Here is a 23613-nt window from a genome sequence, read left to right as displayed (position 1 = left end):
TGCACCTTCAACGCGCATTCATCCACGGAATTTGCGGCTCATTCTGCAACTGCTTCCAATTATTCCAGGCCAGCATGCCGAAGACGATGAGGGTGAAGAGGCCTCCACCGACGCGTGCGTGTGCGTCGATCTGCAGCAGCCGCAGCACGCCATCCTGCAGCCCCAGCCACAGGCCGGGCATGAACGAGACCACCGCCAGAGCCACCGCGCAGGCCAGGCTGATCTTCAGCGCCTGCGTCTGCTTTCCAGGCCCGAGCAGCGTGCGGCACAGGTGCCCGCCATCCAGAGGCAGCACGGGCACCAGATTGAGCAGCGCCCAGAAAAGGCTGATGACTGTGAAATTGGCCAGCAGCAGGTACAGCCAGAGAGGGGGCGCCTGCCAGAGGCTCATGGCCCAGCCGACGACCAGCCCCGCGAGAATCTGCAACCCCGGCCCCGCCGCGCTGACGATCAGCGACTCCCTCCGCGTGCGGAGCTGGCTGCCCTGCGCCAGCCCGCCAAAGGCAAAGAGAATGATGCCCACCCGGCGGTCGCCAAAGTTTCGCATGGCCAGGGCATGCCCCAGTTCATGAATCATGACCGAAAAAAACGCCGCAGCCACCCAGGTGAGCACCTGCAGCCACTCGAGCTGGGACTGGGCACTGATGGCACCGCCCATGAGCGCGGCATTCAGCCAGAACATGCCTTGGATGATGACAGGGAAGCCGAAGAGTGTGAAGCGGAGCATGGGAGCGGAATGTCGGATGAGGATGGACGAATGTCGAATGGGGAGACAATCAGACAGGGAGATGAGGGGAGGTGCGATTCATGAATATCTGAGAGCGCCAGATCCATCGATGTTTCCTCAGGTCTTGAACGGCTTAAACCGGGGGATTTTGGCGTCGTATCGGCCTCGTTTGAATAGGGAAACGGTTCGCCCTTCATCGGCGCTTTCATGGTAGCCTCCAAGTCTCAAACCGAGGTTCATCAACATGATGAATCCCACCCAGATAAATGGCTCACCATCAATGTCCGCGAGCCTGCGCAGAGCATCTGCTCCTTTCATGATCTCAATGCCCCTGAACAGCAGTTCACCGGAGAAGCTTTTATCGAATCCAATCTGGTAGAGTTTATCTTCGGTGTCGAATGCCAGGTTAAACTGATCGTACACCCACTCTTGACCTTCGGGGCCATAGCTGGTGGCTTGTCGATGCCGGGGAATTCCAAGAATCTGTGATGCTTCGGGGGTGGTCAAACCAAACTTCAAAGGTAGTGCTCCATGGTAGGGTTCGAAAATAAGGTGCATGGCCGTTTTGACCCTTTAAGAACTGCACCCGTCACATTTGCGCAAGGATTCTCTTGTCAGGGTTTTGAGGTCTGCTGGGCAAAGGCTGAATGTCGAATGGGGAGATGGGAGGGCGAGGAGTTGGTTTGGAGTGCGGTCGCGAAGGGAGGCACGACCGCAGCTACCGCTTTCCGCAGGCGGGGTGGATGTTCGTACGCCGTGAGTCTTTTGATGGCGAGAGCGAGAGGACGTTCGCAGGCCGGGTGAGCCTGCGCCTGCCACGAGACGCTCGAAAGCGGCAGCTTCACTCGTTCCTCGTTGCGCAGCCGCACTCCAAAGATGCTGCGCATCGGCTCCGGGAGGGGGGCGTACGCCCAGAACCAAAAAAACCGTGGAAACATCCGTCCCTCGGGCATCGTTACGCGCTCTTCCTCAACCCCATGAAACGATTTCTCACCTGCCTCCTGTTTTCCTCCGCACTTCTGGCCGATGACGCGGCGGACTTGCTCTCCCAATCCGGTGTCAAAGGCGGGATCGTGGTGCACGTGGGGTGTGGCGATGGCAAGACCACGCTGGCGCTGCGGCCCAGCGAGCGTTATCAGGTCCAGGGGCTGACGCAGGATGCAGCGGCTCTTTCCACCATTCGGGAGTCCATTCACAAAACGGGCAAATACGGTCCCGTGGCCGTGGACGCCTGGGATGGGAAGCACCTGCCTTACATCGAGAATTATGTGAACCTGCTGGTGGTCGAGGACGCGGCGGCAGTGGACAAGGCGGAGATCGACCGCGTGCTGACGCCGCTCGGCGTGGCGATGCTGCGCAAAAAGGGCGGCGGCTGGGAGAAGATCACCAAGCCGTGGCCGAAGGGCATGGATGAGTGGACGCACTACGCGTATGACTCGAAGGGAAACCCCACTTCCAAGGACATGCTCACGGGGCCTCCTTCGCGCATGCAATGGGTGGGAAATCCGCGCTGGAGCCGCCACCATGACCGCATGTCTTCGGTCAGCGCGGAGGTGAGCGCGGGCGGGCGTCTCTATTACATCATGGACGAGGGCAGCCGCATCTCCATCCTCATGCCGGCGAAGTTTGCGCTGATCGCGCGCGATGCGTTTAACGGCACCGTTTTGTGGAAAAAGGCCATCCCACAATGGAGCACGCACCTGTGGCCGCTGAAGTCCGGACCCACGCAGCTCACGCGCCGCCTCGCGGCGATTGGGGACAAAGTGTATGTGACCCTCGGCATCACGGATCCCATCACCTGCCTGGACGGCGCGACGGGCGAGGTGATCCGCGAATACCCGGAAACGAAGGGCGCGGAGGAGCTGCTCTATCGCAATGGCACCCTTTACGCTCTCGTGAACCCCGATGCATGGCGCTTGAACGAAGAATTCGCCGTGAAGCAGCAGAGCGACCAGAAGCGCGTGGAGACGGAGTTCAACTGGGATGGCAAGACGCGGCACCTCATGGCCGTGGACGCCGAGAGCGGCAAAACGATCTGGAAGGTGGATGACAAGGTGGGCCCCATCACCATCGCGCTGGATGACAAGCGCATGGTCTATTACAATGGCGACGGCCTCACCTCCCGCGATGTGAAGACGGGCAAGGTGCTGTTTGCCGATGTGCCTGAGGCGCGCCGCAAGCTCTATGAGTTCAACTTTGCCCCGCGCGTGGTGCTGAACAACGACGTGATCCTCTACGCCGGCGGCGATGGCCTCATGAAAGGCATCAACGCGGACACCGGCAAGGAACTGTGGAAATCCTCCCATGAGAAGAGCGGCTACCGCAGCATGGAGGACGTCATTGTGGCGCAGGGCTTGGTCTGGAATGCAGGCACCACGCAGGGCAATCAAACGGGCGAGTACACCGGGCGCGATCCGCTCACGGGCGAGGTGAAGAAGCAGTTCTACCCCGACGTGCCGCAGGGCACCTACTGGTTCCACCACCGCTGCTACATGGCCAAGGCCACGGAGAAGTTCATCATCCCATCACGCACCGGCATCGAGTATGTGGACATGGAAAAGAAGCACTGGGACCTCAACCACTGGGTGCGCGGCGCCTGCCTCTATGGTGTGCTTCCTTGCAACGGCCTGACCTACGCCGGCCCGCACAACTGCGCCTGCTATCCTGAGGCCAAGCTGGACGGCATGGCCGCCATGGCTTCCGCACCGCGCTACCCCATGCCACCGCACACCGCAGACAGCGCCCGCCTGACCAAAGGCCCCGCCTATGCCGAGGCCATCGAGGAAAAGCCCGCCGATGCGAAGGACTGGCCGACGTATCGCTCCGACAATGCGCGCAGCGGATTCTCCAATCAGGACCTGAAGAAGGACCTCGGCATGGCCTGGGAAGTGAAGCTGACGCCACCGCTCAGCACCACCACCAGCGCTGCCGGGCTGACGTTTGTCTCCGAAGTGGACAAGCACACACTGCATGCCTTCGACTCCGCCACAGGCAAGGAGGCCTGGCATTTCATTGCGGGTGGCCGCATGGACTCACCGCCCACGTACTGGCAGGGCAGGGTGTTCATCGGTGGCAATGACGGCAACGTGTACTGCCTGCGCGCCAAGGATGGCGCTCTGGTGTGGAAGTTCCAGGGTGCTCCGGTGATGATGAGCCACGGTGCGTGGGAAATGATGGAGAGCGTGTGGCCCGTGCACGGCAGCGTGCTGGTGGAAAACGGCCTCGTGAGCTTCGTCTCCGGCCACTCCTGTTTCCTCGATGGCGGCCTGTGGTTCTACCGCGTGGATGCCAAGACCGGCGAGATGAAGGTCAAGATCAACTACGATGACCGCGATCCTGACACCGGCGGCGATTTGAACGACCGCCACAAGACGCTGCAGATGCCTGTGGCTCTGAATGACATCCTGAGCAGCGATGGCAAGTGGACCTTCTTGCGCACGCAGAAGATCGGCACCGATGGCAAGCGGGTGGAAGTGGGCCCGGTGAGCGGAGATTTCGACAAGCAAGGCGGCGCGCACAAAGGCGAAGGGCAGCACCTGTTTGCACCGATGGGCTTCCTCGATGACTCGAATTTCCACCGCAGCTACTGGGTCTATGGCAAGAGCTTTGCCGGCGGCCACGGCGGCTATTTCCAGGCGGGCAAGTATGCGCCTGCGGGCCGCATCCTGGTGCACGATGACAAGAACGTGTACTCTTACGGCCGCGAGGCGCAGTACTACAAGTGGACGACCACCATGGAGTACACCCTCTTTGCCACGCCGAAGGCTCCGCCGGAGGAAGCGTATGACACCGAGTCCGCCACCACCGAGCGCAAGGGCAACAGTGTCGTGCTTGACGAAAAAGGCGTGCCTCTCGCGGTGCAGCCCAAGGGGGAAACCCAGGTGGGCCACAGCGAGACGCTCAAGGCCCAGGCCGAAGCCAAAAAGAAGGGCAAGGGCAAAGGAGGCGAAGCCAAGGGAATGGCCAAAGGTGCTGCCAAAGGAGGCGGAGCCAAAAACGCGCCGCTGCCCGGCAGCGTGCAGTTCCCGGCCGTGGAAGCGCTCGATCCAACGCAGACCCCCATCACCGTCGAAGCCTGGGTGCTGCCAGACAAGGCCAGCGGCACCATCATCAATCACGGCGGCCCGCGTTTGGGCGTCGGCCTGGACTTCCACGACCGCAAGCCGCAGTTCCACATCCGCGACGACTCGAAGGTCAGCACCATCGTCTCCGCCGAAGCCTTTGGCGAGGGCTGGCACCACATCGCCGGCGTGCTGGCGGCGGACAAGAAGATGACCCTCTACATCGACGGCAAGCTGGTGGCCGAAGGCACTGCCGGAAACCTCATCTCCGCCAAGCCCGCCAACCCGCTGATCGTGGGCAATGGCAATGGCGTGGCCGAGGACAATGCCGGTGCCTACAGCGGCCTGCTGGACCAGTTTGCCATCTACCACAAGGCCCTCAGCGCCGCCGAGGTGCAGCAGCGCTTTGAGCAGCCGGACGCCAAGCCCGTGGATGCAGTGCTTTACTGCAACTTTGACAACGGAGACTCCCGCGACAGCTCCGGCCACGATGCCCACGGTGTGGGCGCGGGCGTGGAGTCCGGCAAGGGCAAGGTAGGTGGCGCACTGTGGTTCAAAGGAGCCGACGACGGCAAAGGCGGCGGCAAAAGCAAAAGTGGCGGCAGCTTCGTGCAGCACACCTGGGACCGCTTTGTGCCCATCGTCGCACGCAGCATGGCGCTGGCCGGCAAAACGGTGCTCGTCAGCGGCGCACCGGACACCATCGATGAAGAGTACGCCTTTGAGCGCCTCGCCGCCAAAGACCCCGCCATCCTCCAGGAGCTCAAGGAGCAGGACGAAGCACTGGACGGCAAGCGCGGCGCCAAGATGTGGACCGTGAACACCGAAACCGGAGAGCAGGGCAGCGGCCTCGAACTCACCAGCCCGCCCGTGTGGGACGGCATCACCGTCTCCCAGGGCTGCATCTTCGTCAGCACCATGGACGGTCGCCTGCAGTGCTTCGGGAAATGAGGACTGGGAATGACGAATGACGAATGCGGAGCAGCAGTTCATTTGGAGTGCGGTCGCGCAGCGAAGAATGAGCGCAGCTACCGCTTTCCGCAGGCTCTCAAGCTTGCGCCCGCCCACCACCTTCCCCAAGTACCCGCCTCTCAGCACTCGCCAGCCTGTAAGTTTACGCCCATCATGAGACGCTCGAAAGCGGCAGCTCCGCTCGTCCCTCGCTTCGCAGCCGCACTCCAAATTAGACGCTCCGCTCTCTCAGCCATTCGTCATTCGTCATTCGCTTCTCCCCATGCCCCACAAGCGCCTCATCCTCCTCATCGCCCTCTGCACCACCAGCGCGCTGGCCTGCACCATCCCCGTGTTCCGCTTCGCGCTGGACCGCTGGGAGGCGGACAAGTTCCACCTCGTGCTGCCCGCTGCCGTGGCGCAGGACGCGGCGGTACAGGATCTGCTGCGGCCCATGCGCGCCAATGGCAAGGCCAACCTCGACATCACCACTTCAAAGGATCCGGCGCAGCAGGAGGCCGTGCTCCTCTCCTCCCGTGACAGCGGCAAAAAGATCTGGTCTGGAAAGCTGGATGCCGCCACACTCGCCGCTGTGCTGGATTCGCCCGGGCGGCAGAAGATCGTGCAGCAGATCCTCGCGGGGGATTCCCTCATCTGGGTCATCGCGGACAATGGTTCGCCGCTCGATACCGCAGAGGTGGAGCGCATCGAGAAACGCCTCAAGTTTCTGGAGCAGGTGGCCGCGCTTCCGATCCAGGACCCCAATGATCCCGACAGCCAGCTCGGCCCCGGGCCGCCGCTGCGGCTGAAGTTTGCCACCCTCCGCCTCAACCGCGACGATCCCGCGGAGCAGGTGCTCCTGCGCATGCTGGCAGGTCCCCAGACCGCCATCGATCCGGCGAAGACCAGCTTTGCCAGCGTGGTCTTTGGCCGGGGCAGGGTGCTCGGAGCCTGGCCGCTCGATATTCTGGACGATGCCGCTCTGGAAAATGCCTGCATGTTCCTCGTGGGCCGCTGCGGTTGCCGCCTCAAAAACGAAAACCCCGGCTGGGACATCCTGCTCAATCTCGACTGGGAGAAGGCTCTCGCCGCCCCACAGTCCGCTGCACCATCCTCAGCGCAGCCCCCGGCGGCAGATCCCGCCCCGGCTCCTGCCGCACCCCCTCCTCCGGCCCCGAGCGCCCGGCCCGCCGCCGTGCCCGAAACGGTGAAGATCATTCCTGACAAACCCCAGGCCGAAGTGCAGCCTGGCAAAGGCCCCTACATAGCCAGCATGGCCGCCGGACTGGCCCTGCTGGTCTTAATTCCACGCTGGATCAAGAAATAGGCGGGTGGACCTGAGCCGTGTTTTTGCAAGCCTGTGGCAAGCACGAGCCGACAGCAGGGGATTTCGAGCTCTAAGCTCCCACTTCATACACCTGCACCCGTCCCATCGCCGCCCACGGCTGCCCGGCCTTCACTTTCCCGGCACCGGTGATCACGCCCGTCACCAGCCGCTTCCCATCCACCGTAAACTTCGCCTGCGTCAGCCGCGACTTGCTGTCCAGAGACGTCACCAAATTTCCGTCTGCTGCGTTAAACACCGCCACATTCCACGTCCCCTGCGCCTGACGGCCCGCCATGAGGAAATGCTGCCCGTCCGGATGCCACGCCAGTGCCTCCATCAGGCCCGAGCCGTGCTGCCCGTCCTTGATCTGATCCATCTTCTTCCCCGTGCGCCAGTCCCAGCGCTGCCACGTCATCTTGCCATTGCCCGCCATCGGGTCGCCCATGGGCCCCATGCCGCAGCCCAGCACCGCATTGCCATCCGGCGAAAACACCAGGCCGTAGATGCCCCCTGAGTAGTGGTGGGACTTCGTCGTGCCCCATGAGGTAAAATCAGGCGAAGTCCACTGCGCCACCGGCTTGCCGCCATCCTTCGCCGTCACATCCCACACCCGCACCTCGCCCAGCATGTTGCCCGCGGCCACATGCTTGCTGTCCGGGCTGAAGGCACAGCTCAGCACCGGCGGCGTGTGGCTGTAGCTCGCCACCAGCGCACCGCTGGCGGTATCATACACACGCACGCTCGGCTCCGTCTCCGCCGCAGGCTCATACTTCCACCCGCCGGAGATGTACTGCCCTGTCACACTCGCCACCCGCGTGCCATCCGGGGAGAGCGCCATCTGCCAGCTCCAGAACTCATGCGCCTTCACCTCACGCAGACATTTGCGCGATACCACATCATGCCAGAGCAGGCGGCCATCGTAGCCCGAAGAGATGAGCGTCTTCCCGTCCGGCAGCAGCGCGCAGCCGCTCGCATACGCCTCGTGGTGCTTCTCAAACACCTCCGTCTTCCCGCTCGCCGTGTCCACCGCATGCACGCTCCCGTCCACGCATGCCGCATAGGCCAGCGCGCCATCCGGCGTCGTCGCCAGGCCCATCACACCCGCAGGCAGTTCGTATTGCTTGGTCCGCGTCAGTTTCATCAGCTCAGCCTTTCATCATTCATAATTCATCCTTGCTCCGCCGCGTTTACGCCAAAATCTCCCTTATTGGCTCCATCTTGTTCTCCACCCGGTGAAAGGTCGGCATTCCCGGCAGGTCGTACTCCGCATACGGGTCAATCCCCAGCGCAGTGAAGATCGTCGCAAACAGGTTCTGCTCGCTGTACGGCTTCTCCGTCACATCCACGCCGTCCACGTCCGTCGCGCCCGTCACCACGCCGCGCTTCAGGCCGCAGCCCGTCATCATCAGGCTCCAGGCATTCGGGTAGTGGTCACGCCCGCGCGCCGCGTTCATCCATGGGCTCCGGCCAAACTCGCCCATCGCGATCACCAGCGTGGAGTCCAGCAGCCCGCGCTCCTCCAGATCATTCACCAGATGATACACCACCCGGTCGAGCTCCGGCACCAGCATCTGATGGATCTCATGGTTGAAGACATGGTTGTCCCAGTTCATGCCATTGGCCACCATCACAAACGGCGCGCCCTTTTCCACCAGATGCCGCGACATCAGCGCATGCTGCGCAAAACTCCCCGGCCCATAGCGCTCGCGATCCTTCGCCGGCAGCTTGTTCACATCAAACAAGTCCGCGCTCGCCGTCAGCCCCTTCATCCGCTCAAAGGCCGCATTCTGGCTGCGCGCCACGCCGCTGCGCCGGTCACGCTCATACTTCGCCGTCAGAAACTTCCGCAGCGTCTCGCGGCTCTCCTTGTCATGCTGCGGAATGGTGGACCCTTCGCTGTTCAGAAACTGCGTGTAGTCGCCCCCCAGCCGCACCGGCGCATGCTCCGCGCCCAGCCAGCCCGCCCAGTTTCCCGCCTTGAATCCCTCAAATTCATTCCCGCCCGGCACTGGATCCAGAAAGATGAAGTTCGGGATCGCCGCGTCCATCTGCCCCATCGCCTGGGACAGCGCGCTGCCCAGCGTCGGCCGCACAAATCCCGCACGCTCTGGCGCACCCCGCGTCAGCAGATTGATCGCCTGCAAATGCTCCGGCTGGGACGTCTTCATGCTGCGCACGATGTTCAGCCTGTCAGCGATGCTCGCGCACTTCGGCATCAGCCCCGAGAAGTGAATCCCCGGGATCTTCGTCGGCATGCTCCCAAACGGCCCGTTCGCCGGCCTGCCCGGTTTCGGATACCACGTCTCAAACTGGCTCGGCGCACCGCACAGCCACAGCAGGATGCAGTGCTTTTGCGCCTTCTTCGTCTCCTCCGCGAAGACCGGATTCTGAAACAGCCCCGTAAAGCTCCCCACACTCGCCAGCGCGCCGCCGGAGAGCCCCTTCAAAAACAGCCGCCGGTGCAGCGTATGCTCATGCGTCGGACAGCGGGGCAGGGGATCACGGGGATTCATCAGAGGGAAAAAACGGGAGCCATTCAGGCGCGTCAAAACTTACACACTTGGCCGCCCCTTTTTAGCAGCAAATTTGGCCCGCTCCTTTTGTCTGTTCCTTGGCCTGCCAAAGCGAAGTCAGAAATTACAGCGTCGATGGCCCGCTCGTCAATCATGGCACCCTCACATAAACAGGTGAGGCAAAACCACTCGTGCCGCTGCTCGAAAAGGCTAATTTATTGAAACAACGATAAATACAGAAGTTTCACATACTCCATGACCCAAAGTCCTCCAGAGGCCAAGCGCCGCTTTCACCGAGACGACCCCACGGCCGTCCCCGTGGTCCTGCTCGCGCCCTACATGGCAGAGGGGACCGTCGTTTTTCATCAAGACCGCGCCCACCCCGGCAACTCGGGCGATTTCTTCCCCAGCCGCACCCACGTTTCCATCTCCGAAAAAACGCGCTGCCAGCTCCTCCTCGCCAAATCCCGGGTCGTTCTCAATGTGACCCTCCACCCGCCCGCCACCGAAGGCAGCCCCGAGACCTTCCCCTTCGAAATCGCCGCCTGGGAGCCGATGGAACTTCCAGCAAAGAAAGCCGTCGCTCAGGCTCTCTGACTTCATCAAAGCGGCTTCGTCACTGCGCCCATCAATCCAGCGCGCAGGTCATTCCCCATCTCCCAAGACAGCGCGCACCACAGAGTTGGTAGGGCACCGCTGCGTCGGGGCCGAATTTTCGGGTCTATCCCCTGGCCAGCTCATCAAAAGCTGCGCCGTCCCTACGAAGTGGAAAGCCAGCCGCACCGCCCGTCCTCAGCGATGGGTCATGCACACTCCACATACCCAGCCACCTCAACCGCCTCCAAACCGGGGACCAAGATGGTCCCCATCCTCCAAGGCATGCGCCTCCCGAACGCTCCGTCAGGAGAGGGACCATCCTGGTCCCTCAACACCCCGCCTCGCCCACCGTTCCGTCACTCCCCATCGACTCCCCAACTTGAAACTTTAAACCTCAAACTTTAAACTCCTCCGCCTTCACGGCATCGCCAGAAACTCCGCGCTCGTCAGCAGCGCCCAAACAAGATCCCGCGTCGCCGCAGTCACATCCTTCCGCTCCGCTAAAAACGCCGCCGAAGCTTTCTCTTCCTCCGCATCCGGCGTTCTCCCATACACCATCGAAAACGCTTCCTTCACCCGGATGGTATTGTCTGGTAGCGCCGCGATCCTCTTCACGCTCCCCTCCTGCGCCGCATTAAGCAGCGCCGTCATTGTCGGCGATCCTGACAAAAACTGCGCCTGCTGAAACGTCGCGATGTACTCCTTAGGCAGCACGTCCGGCATCGCCGTGATCACCTGGCGGCGATACTCCTCCTCATCCGCTGGCAGGCCCAGCGCCACACGCCACGAGCGTGCGAGCTGCTCCGCCGTCAGCGGCCGCTCCGCCATGCCTGCAAACAGCTCCGGCGCCGCACCCGCCTCCGCCGCGCCCAGCGCATACACCTTGCTGCGCACGATCTCCCGCACCACCCGCCGCGTGTCATAGCCATGCGTCTCAAAGTCCTTTGCCAGCCACTCCAGCAGCTCCGGGTGGCTTGGCACATTGCGCTCATTGATCTCATCCGGCGGATTCACGATACCACGACCCACCAGCGCCGCCCACATGCGATTCACAAACGCCTTGGCGAGCAGCGGATTCCCCTCTGTGGCCGCCTCCGCGAACGCCTCTCGCCGCGAATACTTCGGCACCCGCACCTTCGCCTTCGGGTCCAGGTACAAATCATCGCCGTCCTTCTCCTGCGACTCCCCCGTTGGCCACACCTCCGGCAGCGTCTTGCCCGTCAGCAGCGTCACCACCGCCGGCTGGGACTCCTTCTTCAAGTTGGTAAAATTCATGAAGCCGCCGATCGCGCTCTCCGCAACCGAGTTGCTGCCGTCCACATTCTTGCCGCGGTTAAACGCCGCCACCAGCCCCCAGTAATGCGCCTGCTTGATCTCACGCGCCAGCGGGTGGTCATGGCACTGCGCGCAGTCGATCTTCGTCCCATACACCACCGGCGCCACCGCCTCAGCGATCTTCTGGAAGTCGTTCTTCCGCTCAAACAAAAACCAAGACGCTCCCTTGCGGTCCAGTCCGTTCTCCGGCTTGGCGCACAGCACATCGTACACCACCTCATTCCACGGGCGGTTGTCCTTGAAGGCCTTCTCCAGGAAAGTCCACCAGCCCGCGCCCTTGCGCCTCCCATCCGGATTCCCGCGCTGCAGCCGCCCCATCAAAAACGTGTCCCACAGCTCCCGCATGCGCACCGCATACTCCGGAGCCGCCAGCAGCTTGTCCACGAGGGCATCCCGCTCCGGCTTCGCCACAAACGCCGCCAATTCTGCCTCCGTCGGAATGCGCCCCGCCAGATCCAGATAAATCCGCCGGCACCACACCGCATCCGGCACCGCCGCCGCAGGCTTCACCCCTGAGCGCTTCCAGCCCTCCTCGATCAAAGTCGCGATCGCTTCCTCGCCCGACTTAAACTCCCGCACCACCTTCGGCTTCTTGTCCTCCGCCGCCGCCACCGGATTCGCAGGCATCGTCGCGATCCATTCCTTTACCGTCGCGCGCTCCGCCTCCGTGAGCTGCTTCTTCGGCGGCATGTGAGGGTCCGCGCCCTTCTCCAGGCTCGCAAACAACGCGCTCGCCTCCGGCTTCCCCGGCACCACCACCGCGCCATTTTCGCCGCCTTTCATCACCATCGCCGGCGTGTCCAGTTCCAGCCCGCCCTTCTGCTCCAGCACCCCGTGACACTTCACGCAGTTCACATCCAGAATGCCCTGCACCTTTCCCCACCCCTGCGCCCCACCATCCGCCGCCCACGTCATTGGGGCGAAACTCACTGGAAAAAGAATGAAAACAAAAGCGCGGCGCATCATGCAGAAAAAGGGGACCAAAACGGGGGAGCAAAAACTACACCCCTCACCCCCATTTCTTGCGGGAAAAACGTGATTCGGACAGCCTGCCCGTCCCTCAGCGCCCTCACTCCCCCCCAAACTCACCGCACCTCTACCAACCCACCATTCCAGCTCCGCCCCACGCCCTGTCTCGTCCACATCAAACAAACAGGCCCTGTTGGTCCTATGTTATCTCCAGTAGATGAAAAGAGGACATGGCTTCCTCGATGCATCCGCAGCCTTCATCCAACGCGGGACGCTGGGTGATCGCGCAGCGTTGAGGGATCAAGATGATCCCTCTCCTCCAAGGCATTCGCGTGGCGGAGCTCTGGCAGGAGCGGGACCATCCTGGTCCCGGAACCCTCCGCAAGGTCTGCCGTTCCCATTCCCATCCGCAGCCCCCTACCTCCTCAATCCGCAGAATACTCCACATACGCAAAGCTGAATGCCGCGTCGGTATAAACCACGCAGTGTCCAGTCTCCTCCCCCAGATCCATGCGGTAGTACGTCACCACATCCGTCAGATCCTCCCGCGAATGCAGATCCGCAAAGGGCGTCTGCCGAAACGAAAACGTGACCGCCGTTCCCTCCACCCGCTTGAACGGCGGCTTTTCCAAAATCCCACGCAGGCTCGCCGGATCGCACTCAAAGTAAGCCTTCACCACATAATCCGTCCACCCGTCCTCATTCACCCGCAGTTCACGCAGCCCCTCCGGCACATGCCCCGCCAGAGCCACTCTCACAGAAGCGACGGGCTGCGGAGCTGAAAAGGACATCGGCGTGTTCAAGAGGATCGCCAGAGACCCCAGCCCCGCTGCCACCACCAGCGCAGGCACCAGCATCACACTCCGTCGAAACCACACCGAATACCGCAGGCTCACCATCACCCGCCTTACCACCCACTGGCACCCCAGCACCACCGGCAGCACGCCCAGCAGCACAAACGCGCCGACCCTCACATTCATCGACACCACCGCCACGCAGGCAAACGCCAGGACCGTGATCCACAAAACCGGAAACCGCAGTCTCATCTCCTCGCGCCTCCCTTCATCCCCTCGTTCAAAAGCCCCCGCGACACCTCCCCGCTGCGCAGAGCATTCGGCGGCAGTTCCAGCAGCAGGGCGCAAATCCAAGGTTTCATCATCGGCACTTCCCGAGTGTGCTCCCGCCACTCCCGAGGTCAAGCCTTGCGAGGATCATCTTCGTCACCGCGCCAATGCTTGCATGATCACCAGGGCCCTGTGGCGGCGATGACACGTGAGCCACCCGAGGGACTGATAATCGGCTTGGTTCAAGATCGCTTGGCATCCCAGCCCCCACGCTCAATGAAACGCGATGCGCTGGGTGGCACCTAGTGCCAGGGCGATCCCTCCTCCGTCCCCGCCCGCAAGCAGTCTTCAAGGCTGTAGTGAGTGAAAATCTCAAAATTTAAAAAAAGATTTGCCGAAACCATTCATTTGAGAGAATATTTAAGTTATCTAAATAATCAATAGATGCCCCACTTGTCATGAAAAGGATTCTCTTTTGCGTCATGAGTCTCGGCGTTGCCATGTGCCACAGTGCATGGGGACAGCCTAGCGGCGGGGTCATGGGCGTTCCGCCCCCTGGTTACGGCACGGCTCCCAGCGGCTACGGACCGCCGCCTCCTGGCTACGGTGGCGTTCCTGCTTATCCCAATTCTTTGCCGCCTTCCTCGGTCTCCGCAGGAGTCACGCCGCCACCGCCTTCGGCAGATCCGTATGCGTCTGCGCCCATGCCGGGGCAGACATCCCCATACACCCCGCAGGGTGTTAGCAATTACGCTTCCTCTCAGCCTACTTCTGCCAATTATGGCGGCTACGGCGCTCCTCGGTCCGGGCCAAACATGGTCAACTTCAACAACATCGAGGCCTATTACCGCTATCTGGCTCCCAAGCACGGCGACCTTTCGGGGGCGAACACCATCGGCGCGACGCTGACGGTGGCTCTGTTCAATCCGCTGTATCTGAAATTCGGCGCCTCCTGGGGCAGTGGTTCAGGCGGTGGCGGCACCGTCGCTGGAGCTACCAAGGCCAACTATGATTTTGCCAGCATCCAGGCCGGGGCCGGTTTCCACACTTCTCTCATCAACGAAAAGCTCACCTTCGTGGCCGAAGCGGGCATCATCTACGCCAGTCTGAAGGCCAAAGACTCCAGCGTGAGCTTCAGCGACGGCTCCATCTACGTGCGCCCGGCACTGCGCTACACCCCGCTGGACTGGCTGGAACTGCAGGGCGGCGTCACCGTCAGCAGTGCGGACCGCTACGACAGCAAGATGATCGACTTCACCGCTTACTTCCGCCTCCTGCCCATGTTTGACGTCGGGGTCGGCGCCGATTTTGGCGACACCACCCGAGCCTTCCGCACCGCTCTGCGTCTGCGCTGGTAAAAGGAGTCATGAGCTTTAGCTCGCCTCCCGGAAAAGCGCCGCAGCGCCCAGCGCTCCACTTCTGTGAAGCAAATGGCCTTTCCGGCTGAATAGCCTTCCCGGCTGAAGAGCGCTTCCCAGGACGAGCTGTAGCTCTGGACTGCTTTCCTCAGCTCTTCCGCGTCTCCACCGGCTTCTTCCGCTTGGGGAAGCAGGTGCGGCAGATCTCGCAGACGGTGCCGTCGCAGCCGCGGGCGGGGCAGTGCTCCCGGCCGTAGTAGATGATCTGCAGGTGCAGCTTGTTCCAGGAATCCTCGGGAAACAGGCGCTTCAGATCCCGCTCGGTCTGCACCACGGACTTTCCATCCGTCAGCGCCCAACGCTGGGCCAGACGGTGGATGTGAGTGTCCACCGGAAAAGAGGGAACGCCAAAGGCCTGCGCCATCACCACCTGGGCGGTTTTATGCCCGACGCCTGGCAGCCGCTCCAGGGCCTCCAGTGAGGCGGGCACTTCGCCCTGGTGCTCCTCCACGAGAATTCGAGAGAGCTCCTTGATGGCCTTTGCCTTCTGGGGTCCGAGACCACAGGGCCGGACGATGGCCTCGATCTTTTCCAGAGGAGCCGCCGCGAGCCTGGCCGGCGTGTTTCCCAGCTTGAAAAGGGCCGGCGTGACCTGATTGACCCGGAGGTCTGTGCACTGCGCGGAAAGCAGGACGGCCACCAGCAGGGTAAAGGCATCGCTGTGATCCAGCGGAATGGGAGGCTGCGGGTACAATTCCCCGAGCCGATTCCGGATGTAGTCCGCGCGCTCCTGCTTGGTCACCGGGGGGGAAGAAAAACCGGGGTCTAGGTGCTGGTTTCGATGCGTGACACCATGCGCCGGATGTGCTCGTAGCCCTGGCGCTCCTTCATGATGGAGAGGCTCTTGGAGAAGGAGCCCCACTTCAGCACGCGAATGTTCACATTGCGCACACCCCAGGCCTTCATGGTGGCCTTGTCCGGCTTGTAGAGATCAATGGTGTTAGTGCCCACCAAGGCGGAGCCGTAGTCGTCCACCTGGTATACGTAGGGCAGGCCTTCGATCTGGAAAATGGTGCCCACAGGGTAAACGGACCAGTCTGCGGCGGCACTGCGGACGTTTCCATACTTGAGCTGGGTGCCGACGGCAGTCTTGGCTCCATACACGATGTGATCCGCCTCTCCATGAGTGTAAGCGGTGGTCCGCACCGAGGTGATGCGCGTGCCCCTTCCAAGAAAGCCTGAGGATTCACAAGAGACCAGAAAACTGGCGCAGAGGCTGAGAAGGAGGAGGGAGTGGATTCGCATTTTATTAACAATATCTGATTGTTAACTTTCCTTTTAGAAGACTTATTGTGAGTTAAATCCGCATTGAAATCAATCTTTGATTTTTGCCTCAGTTTTGACAATCCCGCCGCCCGCTGCCAAACCGTGGGAGGCTAGACAGGGGAGGTTGGCCGAAAAAAAGGGAAAGGCAGGAAGAAATTCCCGACGAGAACACCCACGAATGAAAGCGAATCGTTCTGGGTTGGATGCTGATTCGCGTCAGTTCGCCGTCATGCCTCCGCATTCGCTTTGGGAATGAAGGCGGCAGACTCCCTCCGGGCTTTTTTCCCTCTTTCCCGTGTTTCGGCCAAACCAATCCGCGCCTCCTCACTTGCCCAGCGCCTGCCCCAGTACGCTCAAGCGCCTCCAGCAGGTCCAGAGACCACCGAGGAAGATCACGGTCAGCGCGGTCAGGATGCCCCAGCGCTCCCAGCCCATGAGATGCTGGGTCAGCTCTATCAAAATACCGCCGCACAGCACGGCCATGCGGTGCTGCTTGGCCATGGGGCCGCGGAAGTCGTGCTTGCCGGTCAGGGAGGCCCCCAGCACGCGGATGTAGGCCGTCCAAACCGCCGTCACCGCGCAGCACCAGCCCAGCGGGATGACGTGGAAGAGCTTCACCACGCCCGGATCTCCCGCTCCGCTGTAGCCCGCTCCTACCATGATCAGCACATCGGCCACCCGGTCTGGCGCATCATTGTAGATGGCTCCTACCGGCGAGCCTTTACCGCCCTCCACCGCCACCATGCCATCCATCAGATTGCAGATCAGGCGCATCTGGATGCAGACGAGCGCCCCGAGCCAGACGGCCAGGATGCTCGCCGTGCTGGTTTGATCTCCAGCCACCATGAGGCAGGCCATGGCCACCCCGGCAAAGACGGCGCTGAGGACTGAGATCGCGTTTGGAGTCACGCCCGCCCGTGCCAGCCTGCCCGCCAGAGCATGCGCCCAGCGTGTGTCGCGGGACTTCAGGCTGCGGCGTGAGGCCAGATGCTCCTCAGGAACACTCATCCGGGAAAGTGCAGGGTTATCGGGCCGTGGACTTCCAGCTCACCACCCGGCCGCCCACGAAGTCCGCCACACCGGCAGTGTAGGGGATGTAGGTCACAGACGTGCCGCTGCCCCACATGGGGTAGCCGCCCAGACCACCGTAGCCGTAGGGGCCCCAGCCACCGAAGCCAAATCCGCCGAAGCCAAAGCCCATGCTCATGTTCATGGACCGCACCGGGCGCTGCCCTTCATAGGTCCAGCTTTCTCCGGACCTGCCGCGACTCACGCCCACCGAAACGGCGTCCGGCCGCCCCCAGGCGAGAAACACCGCGTCCCGCGTCATGCCTTCACGGATGAGTCCTTTGGAAACGAGACTGCGGTCCTGCGCATTCAGTTTCGAAAAAAGCTGCGGGTTCTTTTCAATGCGCGTCTGCGGGGTGGAAGAACATTGAACGAGGAAGGCGGTGGCGATCACTGCCAGACCGAGGCGGAGGAGCGAGAGCGAGTTCATGGTGAGATTGAAGTTGTTGCCGGTGCGGCGGTTTGTCGAATAGTCTTAATGACGGTGGATCATTAGACTTCGTTCAAGCTTCTTTTCTTGGGTGTCTTAAAACGTCGCAGCAGCATCCAGCCGCCCGCCACCACGAGGGTGCCCGCAAACCACCAGGGCCAGAGTTTGAGGGACTCCGCAAACACGCGCGGATCATCCGTGCTGAGATTCAGATGGCCGGCCTCCCACCCCGTCTGCCAGCCGAAGAGCAGCGTCAGCGAGCCATACGCGAGATTGATCGTCAGCCCGCGAAAGCTCAGCGCGGTGGCGCGTTGCTCGGAGTCCACGATCTCATTGAGGTAATGCGAGAGGAAGAACTGCAGGAAGCGCATGCTTAGAAACAGCGGCACCACCAGCGCGATGCCCGCCCAGCCCGGCTGCGGATGCGCCGCCGCCATCAGTCCGCCGAAAACCATGAGGGCCAGCCAGGTGAAATTCTGCCGCGCATTCATCGACCTGGCGCTCGTTTCCATCAGGCCTGCTGTTGCCAGTCCCAGAAGCGAGACCCCGGTGCCGATAACGCCATACCAGCCTTCCTCGATGCCGACGAGGCGGTAGAAGTTGCTCGCAACGGTCAGGAACAGACGGATCATGCTGTCAAACACCACGCCGAAGAGGATCAATGCAAAGGCCGCCTTGGTGCGCCACATCCAGCCGCCGGTTTGCAGGATGGACACCCAGGTCTCGCGGATGCTCTGCAGCAGCGGGATTTTCGGGGCAGGGGAGCGCACTTCCGTCATCCGCAGCGTCACCACCAGGCTGCCCACCGCCGTGCCCAGGCAGAGCAGCAGCGGCAGCTTCATGGAGACGCTTTTTGGCACCGTGACGTCCAGGCCGAGGAACTGCAGCGCCTTCGTCAGGCTGTGCGCATCATACAGCACCGCGCCCAGGATGGAGGACACCACAAAGCCCAGCGCCATGCCGCGGGAGAGCCTGGCCATGATCTGTGGCCACAGCGTGGTGCGTTCCGCCTCCGGCAGTGAATCATAAGTCAGCGCCTCGTCCGCCCCGCTGGCGCAGGCCTCCGCCGCACCGCTCAGCACCCGGTTCAGCACAAAGAGCCACAATACCAGATCATGGTGCCCCGGCTGCATGAGGCAGAGCACCGCCATCTCCAGCACCATCAGCCAGCCCGCCGCCACCACCAGCGGCCGGCGCCCATAGCGGTCCGCCAGCGCTCCGGAAGGCACCTCCAGCACCACGCTGGTCAGCGCCCACACCACATTCAGCGCCGCGAATTCGCCAATGCTCAGCCCCAGATCGAGAAAGAGAATGGTGAACACCGGGTAATAGAACCGGCAGTTGAAGAGGATACGGAACCAGACAAAGAGGCGCGCATTGGAATGCTGGGGCATGTCTCTCTCTACGCTTCAAAAGCAGATGTGGGCAAGCAAAGCCGCCAATTCATCCACCCTTAGAACCTCACCCGCAAATACGTCCCCAGCACGGACTCATGCTTCCACGCCGTCTTGGTGCGCTTGGAGTCGATCATGTAAAAGAGGTCGAGGTCCATGGAGTCGGTGAGTTTGAATGTCAGGCCCAGCGGCACAAAGCGGTTCTCGGTTTCCCGGCGCAGATGCAGGTCCATCAGGCATTCGTCGTTGGCAAAAAGGCGCGTCAGCGGACCCAGCGGGCGCGGCAGAGTGTAGGCCAGCTGCAGGCGGTGGCGGCTGCGGTTTGTCGCGGAGGGGGCGCCCTGGTTCTCGCGCCACTCCATGCGGTTGCGCCAGTCCACGCGGAGCTGTTTTGTGAGATCGTAGTGCGGGTTGATCTCCAGCTCCATGCGGATCTGGTCGTAGCGGTCATGCGTGGCCAGGTTTTCCAGCCTGAGCATCGAAAGACCCAGCCCAACGTCCAGCCAGGAGGATGCGGCGTACTTGACCCGCGGGCTCACGATCTGCGCATATGAGCCGTCCACTTCATCGGCAAAGTTTCCCATGAAGACGCTGCCAGTCCAGGGCGGCTTGCGGTAGTAGTCCACGTTCGACCATGCCCACCACTCATCCGCATGCGCGGGCAGTGCCGCGAGCATGCAGAGAAGGGCGGGGAGCAGACGCATGAACTGCATCAGTAGGAGGCGCCGGTGATTTCATTGGTCATGGCGTTGATCCGATCAATGACCTCGTCCGCCTCCTCCTGGGTCACATTCAGATCAAACAATGTCTCCACCAGATGGCCGGTGAAGCTGGCGAAATGCTGCCGCGTGATGCCGCGCCCATGGTGGGCGTGGGCCAGGGGGCGGCCGTTGTAGGTCAGCGGCCCGCCCGTGGCCATCACGAAAAACTCACGCTGCATGGAGTGCAGCTTTTCCAGTTCCGTGTGTTTGAAAAAGGGGGCGAGCTCGGGATCTGCGAGCACGCGGGTGTAAAAGGCCGGGATGAGGGCGGAGATGAGTTCTTCGCCGCCGAGACGTTCATAGAGAGAGGGGGCATGAGGGTTCATGACCACCGTATAAGCACGAACAGCGCCGACATGCCGGTGCAAAGAGAGCGGTGACAAATCCTGAACACTGAATGCCAGCGGAGGCGTGCTGCGAAGGCAAGAATGGAACACAAAACCATTGCACCTCTGGCACCTTTCGTGCCTATGAGGCAGGCATGTCATTCATTCAGCATCTGCATCAGGACAATCCCGTCGCGTGTGATCTGCTCATCTACAGCATCGTCATTCTCGGCGGCATCGGCCTTGGGCACATCCGGGTGAGGGGAGTGCGGCTGGGGACTGCGGGCGTGCTCTTTGCCGGGCTGGTGGCGGCGCACCTCGGCATGCGGCCGGGCGCGGAAGTGGCGCACTTTTTGAAGGAGTTTGGCCTGGTGCTCTTCGTCTTCGCGCTCGGCATGCAGATGGGGCCGGGCTTCTTTGCCTCCCTGCGGCGTCAGGGGCGCTTGCTAAACACTTATGCCTTTGCGCTGGTGCTCTCGGGCGCTGTGGTGGCTCTGGCGGGCGGGTGGGTGCTGGGCATGCCGCTGCCTGCGGTGGCAGGTCTGTTCGCCGGTGCCACCACGAACACCCCCGCGCTCGGTGCCGCGCAGCAGGCGCTGGCCTCCGCGCACGCAGACTCCGCGCTGGTCACGCTGCCGGCGCTTTCCTATGCGGCCTCGTATCCGCTGGCCATCGTCGGCATCATCGTCTCGCTCATTTTCCTGCGGACCTTCTTCAAAGTGGATGTGGCTCAGGAGGCCGATCTCTTCCTGCGTGAGCAGGGCGCAGGCATCGAGCCGCTGCAGCGCATGAACCTGAGGGTGGATAATCCGAACCTCGAAGGTGTGAGCATCTCCCACGTTCCGGGCATTCAGGAAAACAGCGTCGTGGTTTCCCGGCATCGCCCGGCCGCCGCCTCGGAGGTTGCTGCGGCCACGCCTGAAACCAAACTGCATGTGGGAGATGTGATCATGGCCGTGGGGACGCAGGCGCACCTGGAGCAGTTTCGCCTCGTCATCGGCAGCGTGAGTGCGGAGAACCTCATGAAGGCTCCCGGCCGCATCACCTACCGCCGCGTGGTGCTCACCAACAAACACCTGCTGGGCAAGACCGTGCATGAGCTCGGCCTCGATCACTTGTATGGAGTGGCCGTCACACGCGTGAGCCGTGGCGATCTCATTTTCACGGCGCTGCCCGATGTACGCCTGCAGTTTGGCGACATGCTCCAGCTGGTGGGCGATGACGAATCTCTCAATGCGGCCACGCAGAGGCTCGGCAATGCCGTGCAGATGCTGCAGGAGACGAAGTTCGCCGCCATCTTTGCGGGCATTCTCCTCGGCGTGCTGCTCGGTCTTTACCCCATCCACATTGAGGGGCTGCCTGCGCCCGTGCGCCTGGGGCTGGCGGGAGGCCCGCTCATCGTGGCCATCCTCATGAGTCATCTGGGCCGCCTCGGCCCCATGGTCATGCACATGCCGCTGAATGCCAACCGCGCACTGCGTGAGCTGGGCATCATCCTCTTTCTGGCCAATGTGGGCCTGCTTTCCGGCGAGCACTTCGCGGCCACGGTGTTTTCCGCCCAGGGCCTGCAGTGGGTGCTGCTGGGAGTGTGTGTCACCGTGCTGCCGCTGCTCGTAGTAGGTTGCATCGCGCGCAAAGTTCATCGGATGAATTTCATGTCGCTCTGCGGCCTGCTGTCCGGGGGCATGACGGACCCGCCTGCGCTCGCCTTTGCCACCACCATGGCGCGGTGTGATTCTCCCGCGCTGGCCTACGCCACGGTGTATCCTCTCACCATGCTGCTGCGTATCATTGCAGCGCAGGTCATCGCGCAGCTGGCCTGAGCACGCCAGGGTTTCCTGGACCGTGCACTGAAAACACAAGACATCCCGCGCTCTCTGCGTTCCTTGCCCATTCCATGAAGCCAGCCCTCGTCATCGCCCCGCTCGCGCTCCTTTTGACAGCCGCCTCCTCCCTGCTCTCTGCGGAGCCTCCCAAGGCTGAGGTAAAGCCCGCCCCCGCTCCGGCTCCGGTTCCAGCTCCTCCTGCTGAGGCCAGGCTGCCGGAAAACCTGCCGCCTGAGCTCAAAAAGAAAGCCGAGGAGATCAGGACGCAGCAGGCCTCCGTGCGCGACTTCATGAAGGAAGGCAAATATGCGGAGGCGGAAAAGGTGCTGCGCAAGCTGATCTATGATTTCAAGGGCATGTTTGCCGCTGACAATGCGTTGCTGCCGGAGTGTCAGGGCGCGCTGGGGACCTGCCTGCGCGCCCAGGGCAAGGCGGCCGAGGCCGAGCCGGAATTTCGCGCTGCCTGGCAGGGGCACCTGAAGCACTCAGGCGCGGACAGTCCTGAAACGCTGCGGCTGCACAACGCCCTGGCGGAAACCCTGCATGAAGAGCGCAAGTATGAGGACGCGGAGAAGGAGATCAAAGCCGTCATCCAGGAATCCGAGCGCGTCTATGGCAAAGACCATCCCGCCACCCTGCTCAATCGCGGAAACCTCGCCGCCGTGCTCAGCGACCAGGGCAAACACGCGGAGGCGGAGGCGGAGCTGCGAGAACTGATCAAGGCGGATGAACGTGTGATGGGGCCCGCTTCGCAGCCGACGCTCATGGCCCGCGGCAATCTGGCGATCACCCTGCGTGAAGAAAAGAAACTCCCGGAGTCGGAGCAGGAGTTTCGCTCGCTTCTGCAGGTCATGGACAAGTTTCCCGGCAAAGACCATCCTGACACGCTGACCTTCCGTTATCACTTCGTGCTCTGCCTCATCGCGGAGAAAAAGATTCTCGATGCGGAAAAGCAGGCGGAGGCCGCCTTGAATGACGCCAAGAACAAGCTGGGCGCCGACCATCCGAATACCAAGGAGCTCCAGTTGCTGGTCACCAATCTGAACGGCATTCCCGCCGGATCCGCCCTCAGGCGCTGAGCCACGGCACAGGCAAGCCCCAAAAAAATTGCAGGCGGTACGGGTGCCGGAGAACCCATGTGCTAAATATTTAGCACAATGCGCTTGCATGCCTCCGGGCTTATGTGCTAATAACTTAGCATGTCAGACCAAGCCCGCCAGCTAAGCCGTCGCGAACGCGAGATCATGGACATCATCTACGCGAAGGGGGAGGCCACCGCTTCGGAGGTGGCGGAGGCCATGGCGGAGCCTCCGAGCTACTCCGCAGTGCGTGCTCTGCTGCGCATTCTCGAGGAGAAGGGCGTGCTGAAGCATCGCGAAGACGGCCGCCGCTATGTCTTCCTGCCCACCGAGCCCGCGCAGAAGGCCAGCCGCTCCGCGCTCAAAAACATCGTGAACACCTTCTTTGAAGGCTCGCTCGTCAATGCCGTCGCCGCGCTGGTGGACGGGCGGGAGAAGATTTCACCCGAGGAGATCAAACGCCTCGAGTCGATCATCAAGCAGGCCAAGAACCGCTAACCC

Annotated in this window: 20 protein-coding genes; 7 read left to right on the top strand and 13 right to left on the bottom strand. The window is 62.2% G+C overall.

The annotated features are described in order from the left end of the window. Positions 1–7: 7 nt before the first annotated feature. Both ACILSR_RS24235 and ACILSR_RS24230 read right to left on the bottom strand, forming a co-directional pair. Entirely contained in the window at positions 8–727 is a 720-nt protein-coding gene (locus tag ACILSR_RS24235; RefSeq protein ID WP_395752393.1) for a metalloprotease, read from the bottom strand. A gap of 117 nt (positions 728–844) precedes the next feature. Then, a complete protein-coding gene (locus ACILSR_RS24230; protein WP_395752392.1) occupies positions 845–1285 on the bottom strand; it encodes a hypothetical protein in 441 nt (146 codons plus the stop codon). A 419-nt stretch (positions 1286–1704) separates the two neighbouring features. Between ACILSR_RS24230 and ACILSR_RS24225 the strand changes: the two genes are divergently transcribed. Together ACILSR_RS24225 and ACILSR_RS24220 are read left to right on the top strand one after the other, a co-directional pair. Further along, positions 1705–5739, top strand: coding sequence for a PQQ-binding-like beta-propeller repeat protein (locus tag ACILSR_RS24225; RefSeq protein WP_395752391.1), 4035 nt, complete (start codon positions 1705–1707; stop codon positions 5737–5739). Between the two features lie 283 nt (positions 5740–6022). Next, a complete protein-coding gene (locus ACILSR_RS24220) occupies positions 6023–7066 on the top strand; it encodes a hypothetical protein (protein ID WP_395752390.1) in 1044 nt (347 codons plus the stop codon). Positions 7067–7136: 70 nt separating this feature from the next. Here ACILSR_RS24220 and ACILSR_RS24215 read toward each other — a convergent pair whose 3' ends face one another. Both ACILSR_RS24215 and ACILSR_RS24210 read right to left on the bottom strand, forming a co-directional pair. Further along, positions 7137–8207: a WD40 repeat domain-containing protein gene (locus ACILSR_RS24215; RefSeq protein ID WP_395752389.1), complete on the bottom strand. Its 1071-nt coding sequence runs from the start codon at positions 8205–8207 to the stop codon at positions 7137–7139. 46 nt (positions 8208–8253) lie between these two features. Then, complete coding sequence (locus tag ACILSR_RS24210) at positions 8254–9579, bottom strand: DUF1501 domain-containing protein (RefSeq protein ID WP_395752388.1); 1326 nt, start codon at positions 9577–9579, stop codon at positions 8254–8256. A gap of 255 nt (positions 9580–9834) precedes the next feature. Here ACILSR_RS24210 and ACILSR_RS24205 point away from each other — a divergent pair, with 255 nt between their 5' ends. Then, positions 9835–10176, top strand: a complete 342-nt coding sequence (locus tag ACILSR_RS24205) for a hypothetical protein (RefSeq protein ID WP_395752387.1) — start codon at positions 9835–9837, stop codon at positions 10174–10176. A 417-nt stretch (positions 10177–10593) separates the two neighbouring features. Here the strand turns inward: ACILSR_RS24205 and ACILSR_RS24200 are convergent, their stop codons facing one another. Next, on the bottom strand, positions 10594–12477 hold the full coding sequence (locus tag ACILSR_RS24200) for a DUF1549 domain-containing protein (protein ID WP_395752386.1): 1884 nt from the start codon (positions 12475–12477) through the stop codon (positions 10594–10596). 428 nt (positions 12478–12905) lie between these two features. Beyond that, positions 12906–13526, bottom strand: coding sequence for a hypothetical protein (locus tag ACILSR_RS24195; RefSeq protein WP_395752385.1), 621 nt, complete (start codon positions 13524–13526; stop codon positions 12906–12908). 500 nt (positions 13527–14026) lie between these two features. Here ACILSR_RS24195 and ACILSR_RS24190 point away from each other — a divergent pair, with 500 nt between their 5' ends. Continuing rightward, a complete protein-coding gene (locus ACILSR_RS24190; protein ID WP_395752384.1) occupies positions 14027–14902 on the top strand; it encodes a hypothetical protein in 876 nt (291 codons plus the stop codon). A gap of 148 nt (positions 14903–15050) precedes the next feature. Here ACILSR_RS24190 and nth read toward each other — a convergent pair whose 3' ends face one another. From nth to ACILSR_RS24155, 7 genes are all read right to left on the bottom strand, one after another. After that, on the bottom strand, positions 15051–15704 hold the full coding sequence (gene nth / locus ACILSR_RS24185) for an endonuclease III (RefSeq protein WP_395752383.1): 654 nt from the start codon (positions 15702–15704) through the stop codon (positions 15051–15053). A 23-nt stretch (positions 15705–15727) separates the two neighbouring features. Then, positions 15728–16207, bottom strand: coding sequence for a 3D domain-containing protein (locus ACILSR_RS24180; protein WP_395752382.1), 480 nt, complete (start codon positions 16205–16207; stop codon positions 15728–15730). Between the two features lie 345 nt (positions 16208–16552). Beyond that, positions 16553–17236 (bottom strand): CDP-alcohol phosphatidyltransferase family protein, encoded by a 684-nt coding sequence (locus tag ACILSR_RS24175; RefSeq protein ID WP_395752381.1) that lies wholly within the window; start codon positions 17234–17236, stop codon positions 16553–16555. 16 nt (positions 17237–17252) lie between these two features. Then, positions 17253–17726: a hypothetical protein gene (locus tag ACILSR_RS24170; RefSeq protein WP_395752380.1), complete on the bottom strand. Its 474-nt coding sequence runs from the start codon at positions 17724–17726 to the stop codon at positions 17253–17255. 62 nt (positions 17727–17788) lie between these two features. Next, positions 17789–19120 carry an MFS transporter gene (locus ACILSR_RS24165; protein ID WP_395752379.1) on the bottom strand — a complete coding sequence of 444 codons (1332 nt, stop codon included), beginning with the start codon at positions 19118–19120 and terminating at the stop codon, positions 17789–17791. Positions 19121–19179: 59 nt separating this feature from the next. Then, complete coding sequence (locus tag ACILSR_RS24160) at positions 19180–19824, bottom strand: DUF2490 domain-containing protein (RefSeq protein ID WP_395752378.1); 645 nt, start codon at positions 19822–19824, stop codon at positions 19180–19182. Positions 19825–19832: 8 nt separating this feature from the next. Then, the gene (locus tag ACILSR_RS24155) at positions 19833–20207 is read right to left on the bottom strand and encodes a group 1 truncated hemoglobin (protein ID WP_395752377.1); all 375 of its coding nucleotides are present in this window, start codon (positions 20205–20207) and stop codon (positions 19833–19835) included. Positions 20208–20362: 155 nt separating this feature from the next. Between ACILSR_RS24155 and ACILSR_RS24150 the strand changes: the two genes are divergently transcribed. From ACILSR_RS24150 to ACILSR_RS24140, 3 genes are all read left to right on the top strand, one after another. Next, positions 20363–22030, top strand: a complete 1668-nt coding sequence (locus tag ACILSR_RS24150) for a putative transporter (protein WP_395752376.1) — start codon at positions 20363–20365, stop codon at positions 22028–22030. Between the two features lie 74 nt (positions 22031–22104). Next, positions 22105–23112, top strand: coding sequence for a tetratricopeptide repeat protein (locus ACILSR_RS24145; RefSeq protein WP_395752375.1), 1008 nt, complete (start codon positions 22105–22107; stop codon positions 23110–23112). Positions 23113–23232: 120 nt separating this feature from the next. Beyond that, on the top strand, positions 23233–23610 hold the full coding sequence (locus tag ACILSR_RS24140) for a BlaI/MecI/CopY family transcriptional regulator (protein ID WP_395752374.1): 378 nt from the start codon (positions 23233–23235) through the stop codon (positions 23608–23610). Positions 23611–23613 lie beyond the last annotated feature (3 nt).

The sequence above is a fragment of the Prosthecobacter sp. genome (assembly GCF_044222565.1).
Taxonomy (GTDB): Bacteria; Verrucomicrobiota; Verrucomicrobiia; order Verrucomicrobiales; family Verrucomicrobiaceae; genus Prosthecobacter.
Note: the sequence above shows the minus strand (reverse complement) of the source record. Positions and strands in the feature narration are given on the sequence as shown.

Excerpts from the sequence above, each read along its gene's own strand:
- ACILSR_RS24150 (WP_395752376.1), top strand. The coding sequence starts at position 20,363 with ATGTCATTCATTCAGCATCTGCATCAGGACAATCCCGTCGCGTGTGAT.
- ACILSR_RS24165 (WP_395752379.1), bottom strand. The coding sequence starts at position 19,120 with ATGCCCCAGCATTCCAATGCGCGCCTCTTTGTCTGGTTCCGTATCCTC.
- ACILSR_RS24160 (WP_395752378.1), bottom strand. The coding sequence starts at position 19,824 with ATGCGTCTGCTCCCCGCCCTTCTCTGCATGCTCGCGGCACTGCCCGCG.
- ACILSR_RS24235 (WP_395752393.1), bottom strand. The coding sequence starts at position 727 with ATGCTCCGCTTCACACTCTTCGGCTTCCCTGTCATCATCCAAGGCATG.
- ACILSR_RS24200 (WP_395752386.1), bottom strand. The coding sequence starts at position 12,477 with ATGATGCGCCGCGCTTTTGTTTTCATTCTTTTTCCAGTGAGTTTCGCC.
- ACILSR_RS24230 (WP_395752392.1), bottom strand. The coding sequence starts at position 1,285 with ATGCACCTTATTTTCGAACCCTACCATGGAGCACTACCTTTGAAGTTT.
- ACILSR_RS24215 (WP_395752389.1), bottom strand. The coding sequence starts at position 8,207 with ATGAAACTGACGCGGACCAAGCAATACGAACTGCCTGCGGGTGTGATG.
- ACILSR_RS24145 (WP_395752375.1), top strand. The coding sequence starts at position 22,105 with ATGAAGCCAGCCCTCGTCATCGCCCCGCTCGCGCTCCTTTTGACAGCC.
- ACILSR_RS24170 (WP_395752380.1), bottom strand. The coding sequence starts at position 17,726 with ATGAACTCGCTCTCGCTCCTCCGCCTCGGTCTGGCAGTGATCGCCACC.
- ACILSR_RS24180 (WP_395752382.1), bottom strand. The coding sequence starts at position 16,207 with ATGCGAATCCACTCCCTCCTCCTTCTCAGCCTCTGCGCCAGTTTTCTG.
- ACILSR_RS24195 (WP_395752385.1), bottom strand. The coding sequence starts at position 13,526 with ATGAGACTGCGGTTTCCGGTTTTGTGGATCACGGTCCTGGCGTTTGCC.
- ACILSR_RS24205 (WP_395752387.1), top strand. The coding sequence starts at position 9,835 with ATGACCCAAAGTCCTCCAGAGGCCAAGCGCCGCTTTCACCGAGACGAC.
- ACILSR_RS24155 (WP_395752377.1), bottom strand. The coding sequence starts at position 20,207 with ATGAACCCTCATGCCCCCTCTCTCTATGAACGTCTCGGCGGCGAAGAA.
- ACILSR_RS24220 (WP_395752390.1), top strand. The coding sequence starts at position 6,023 with ATGCCCCACAAGCGCCTCATCCTCCTCATCGCCCTCTGCACCACCAGC.
- ACILSR_RS24190 (WP_395752384.1), top strand. The coding sequence starts at position 14,027 with ATGAGTCTCGGCGTTGCCATGTGCCACAGTGCATGGGGACAGCCTAGC.
- ACILSR_RS24210 (WP_395752388.1), bottom strand. The coding sequence starts at position 9,579 with ATGAATCCCCGTGATCCCCTGCCCCGCTGTCCGACGCATGAGCATACG.
- ACILSR_RS24225 (WP_395752391.1), top strand. The coding sequence starts at position 1,705 with ATGAAACGATTTCTCACCTGCCTCCTGTTTTCCTCCGCACTTCTGGCC.
- ACILSR_RS24175 (WP_395752381.1), bottom strand. The coding sequence starts at position 17,236 with ATGAGTGTTCCTGAGGAGCATCTGGCCTCACGCCGCAGCCTGAAGTCC.
- ACILSR_RS24140 (WP_395752374.1), top strand. The coding sequence starts at position 23,233 with ATGTCAGACCAAGCCCGCCAGCTAAGCCGTCGCGAACGCGAGATCATG.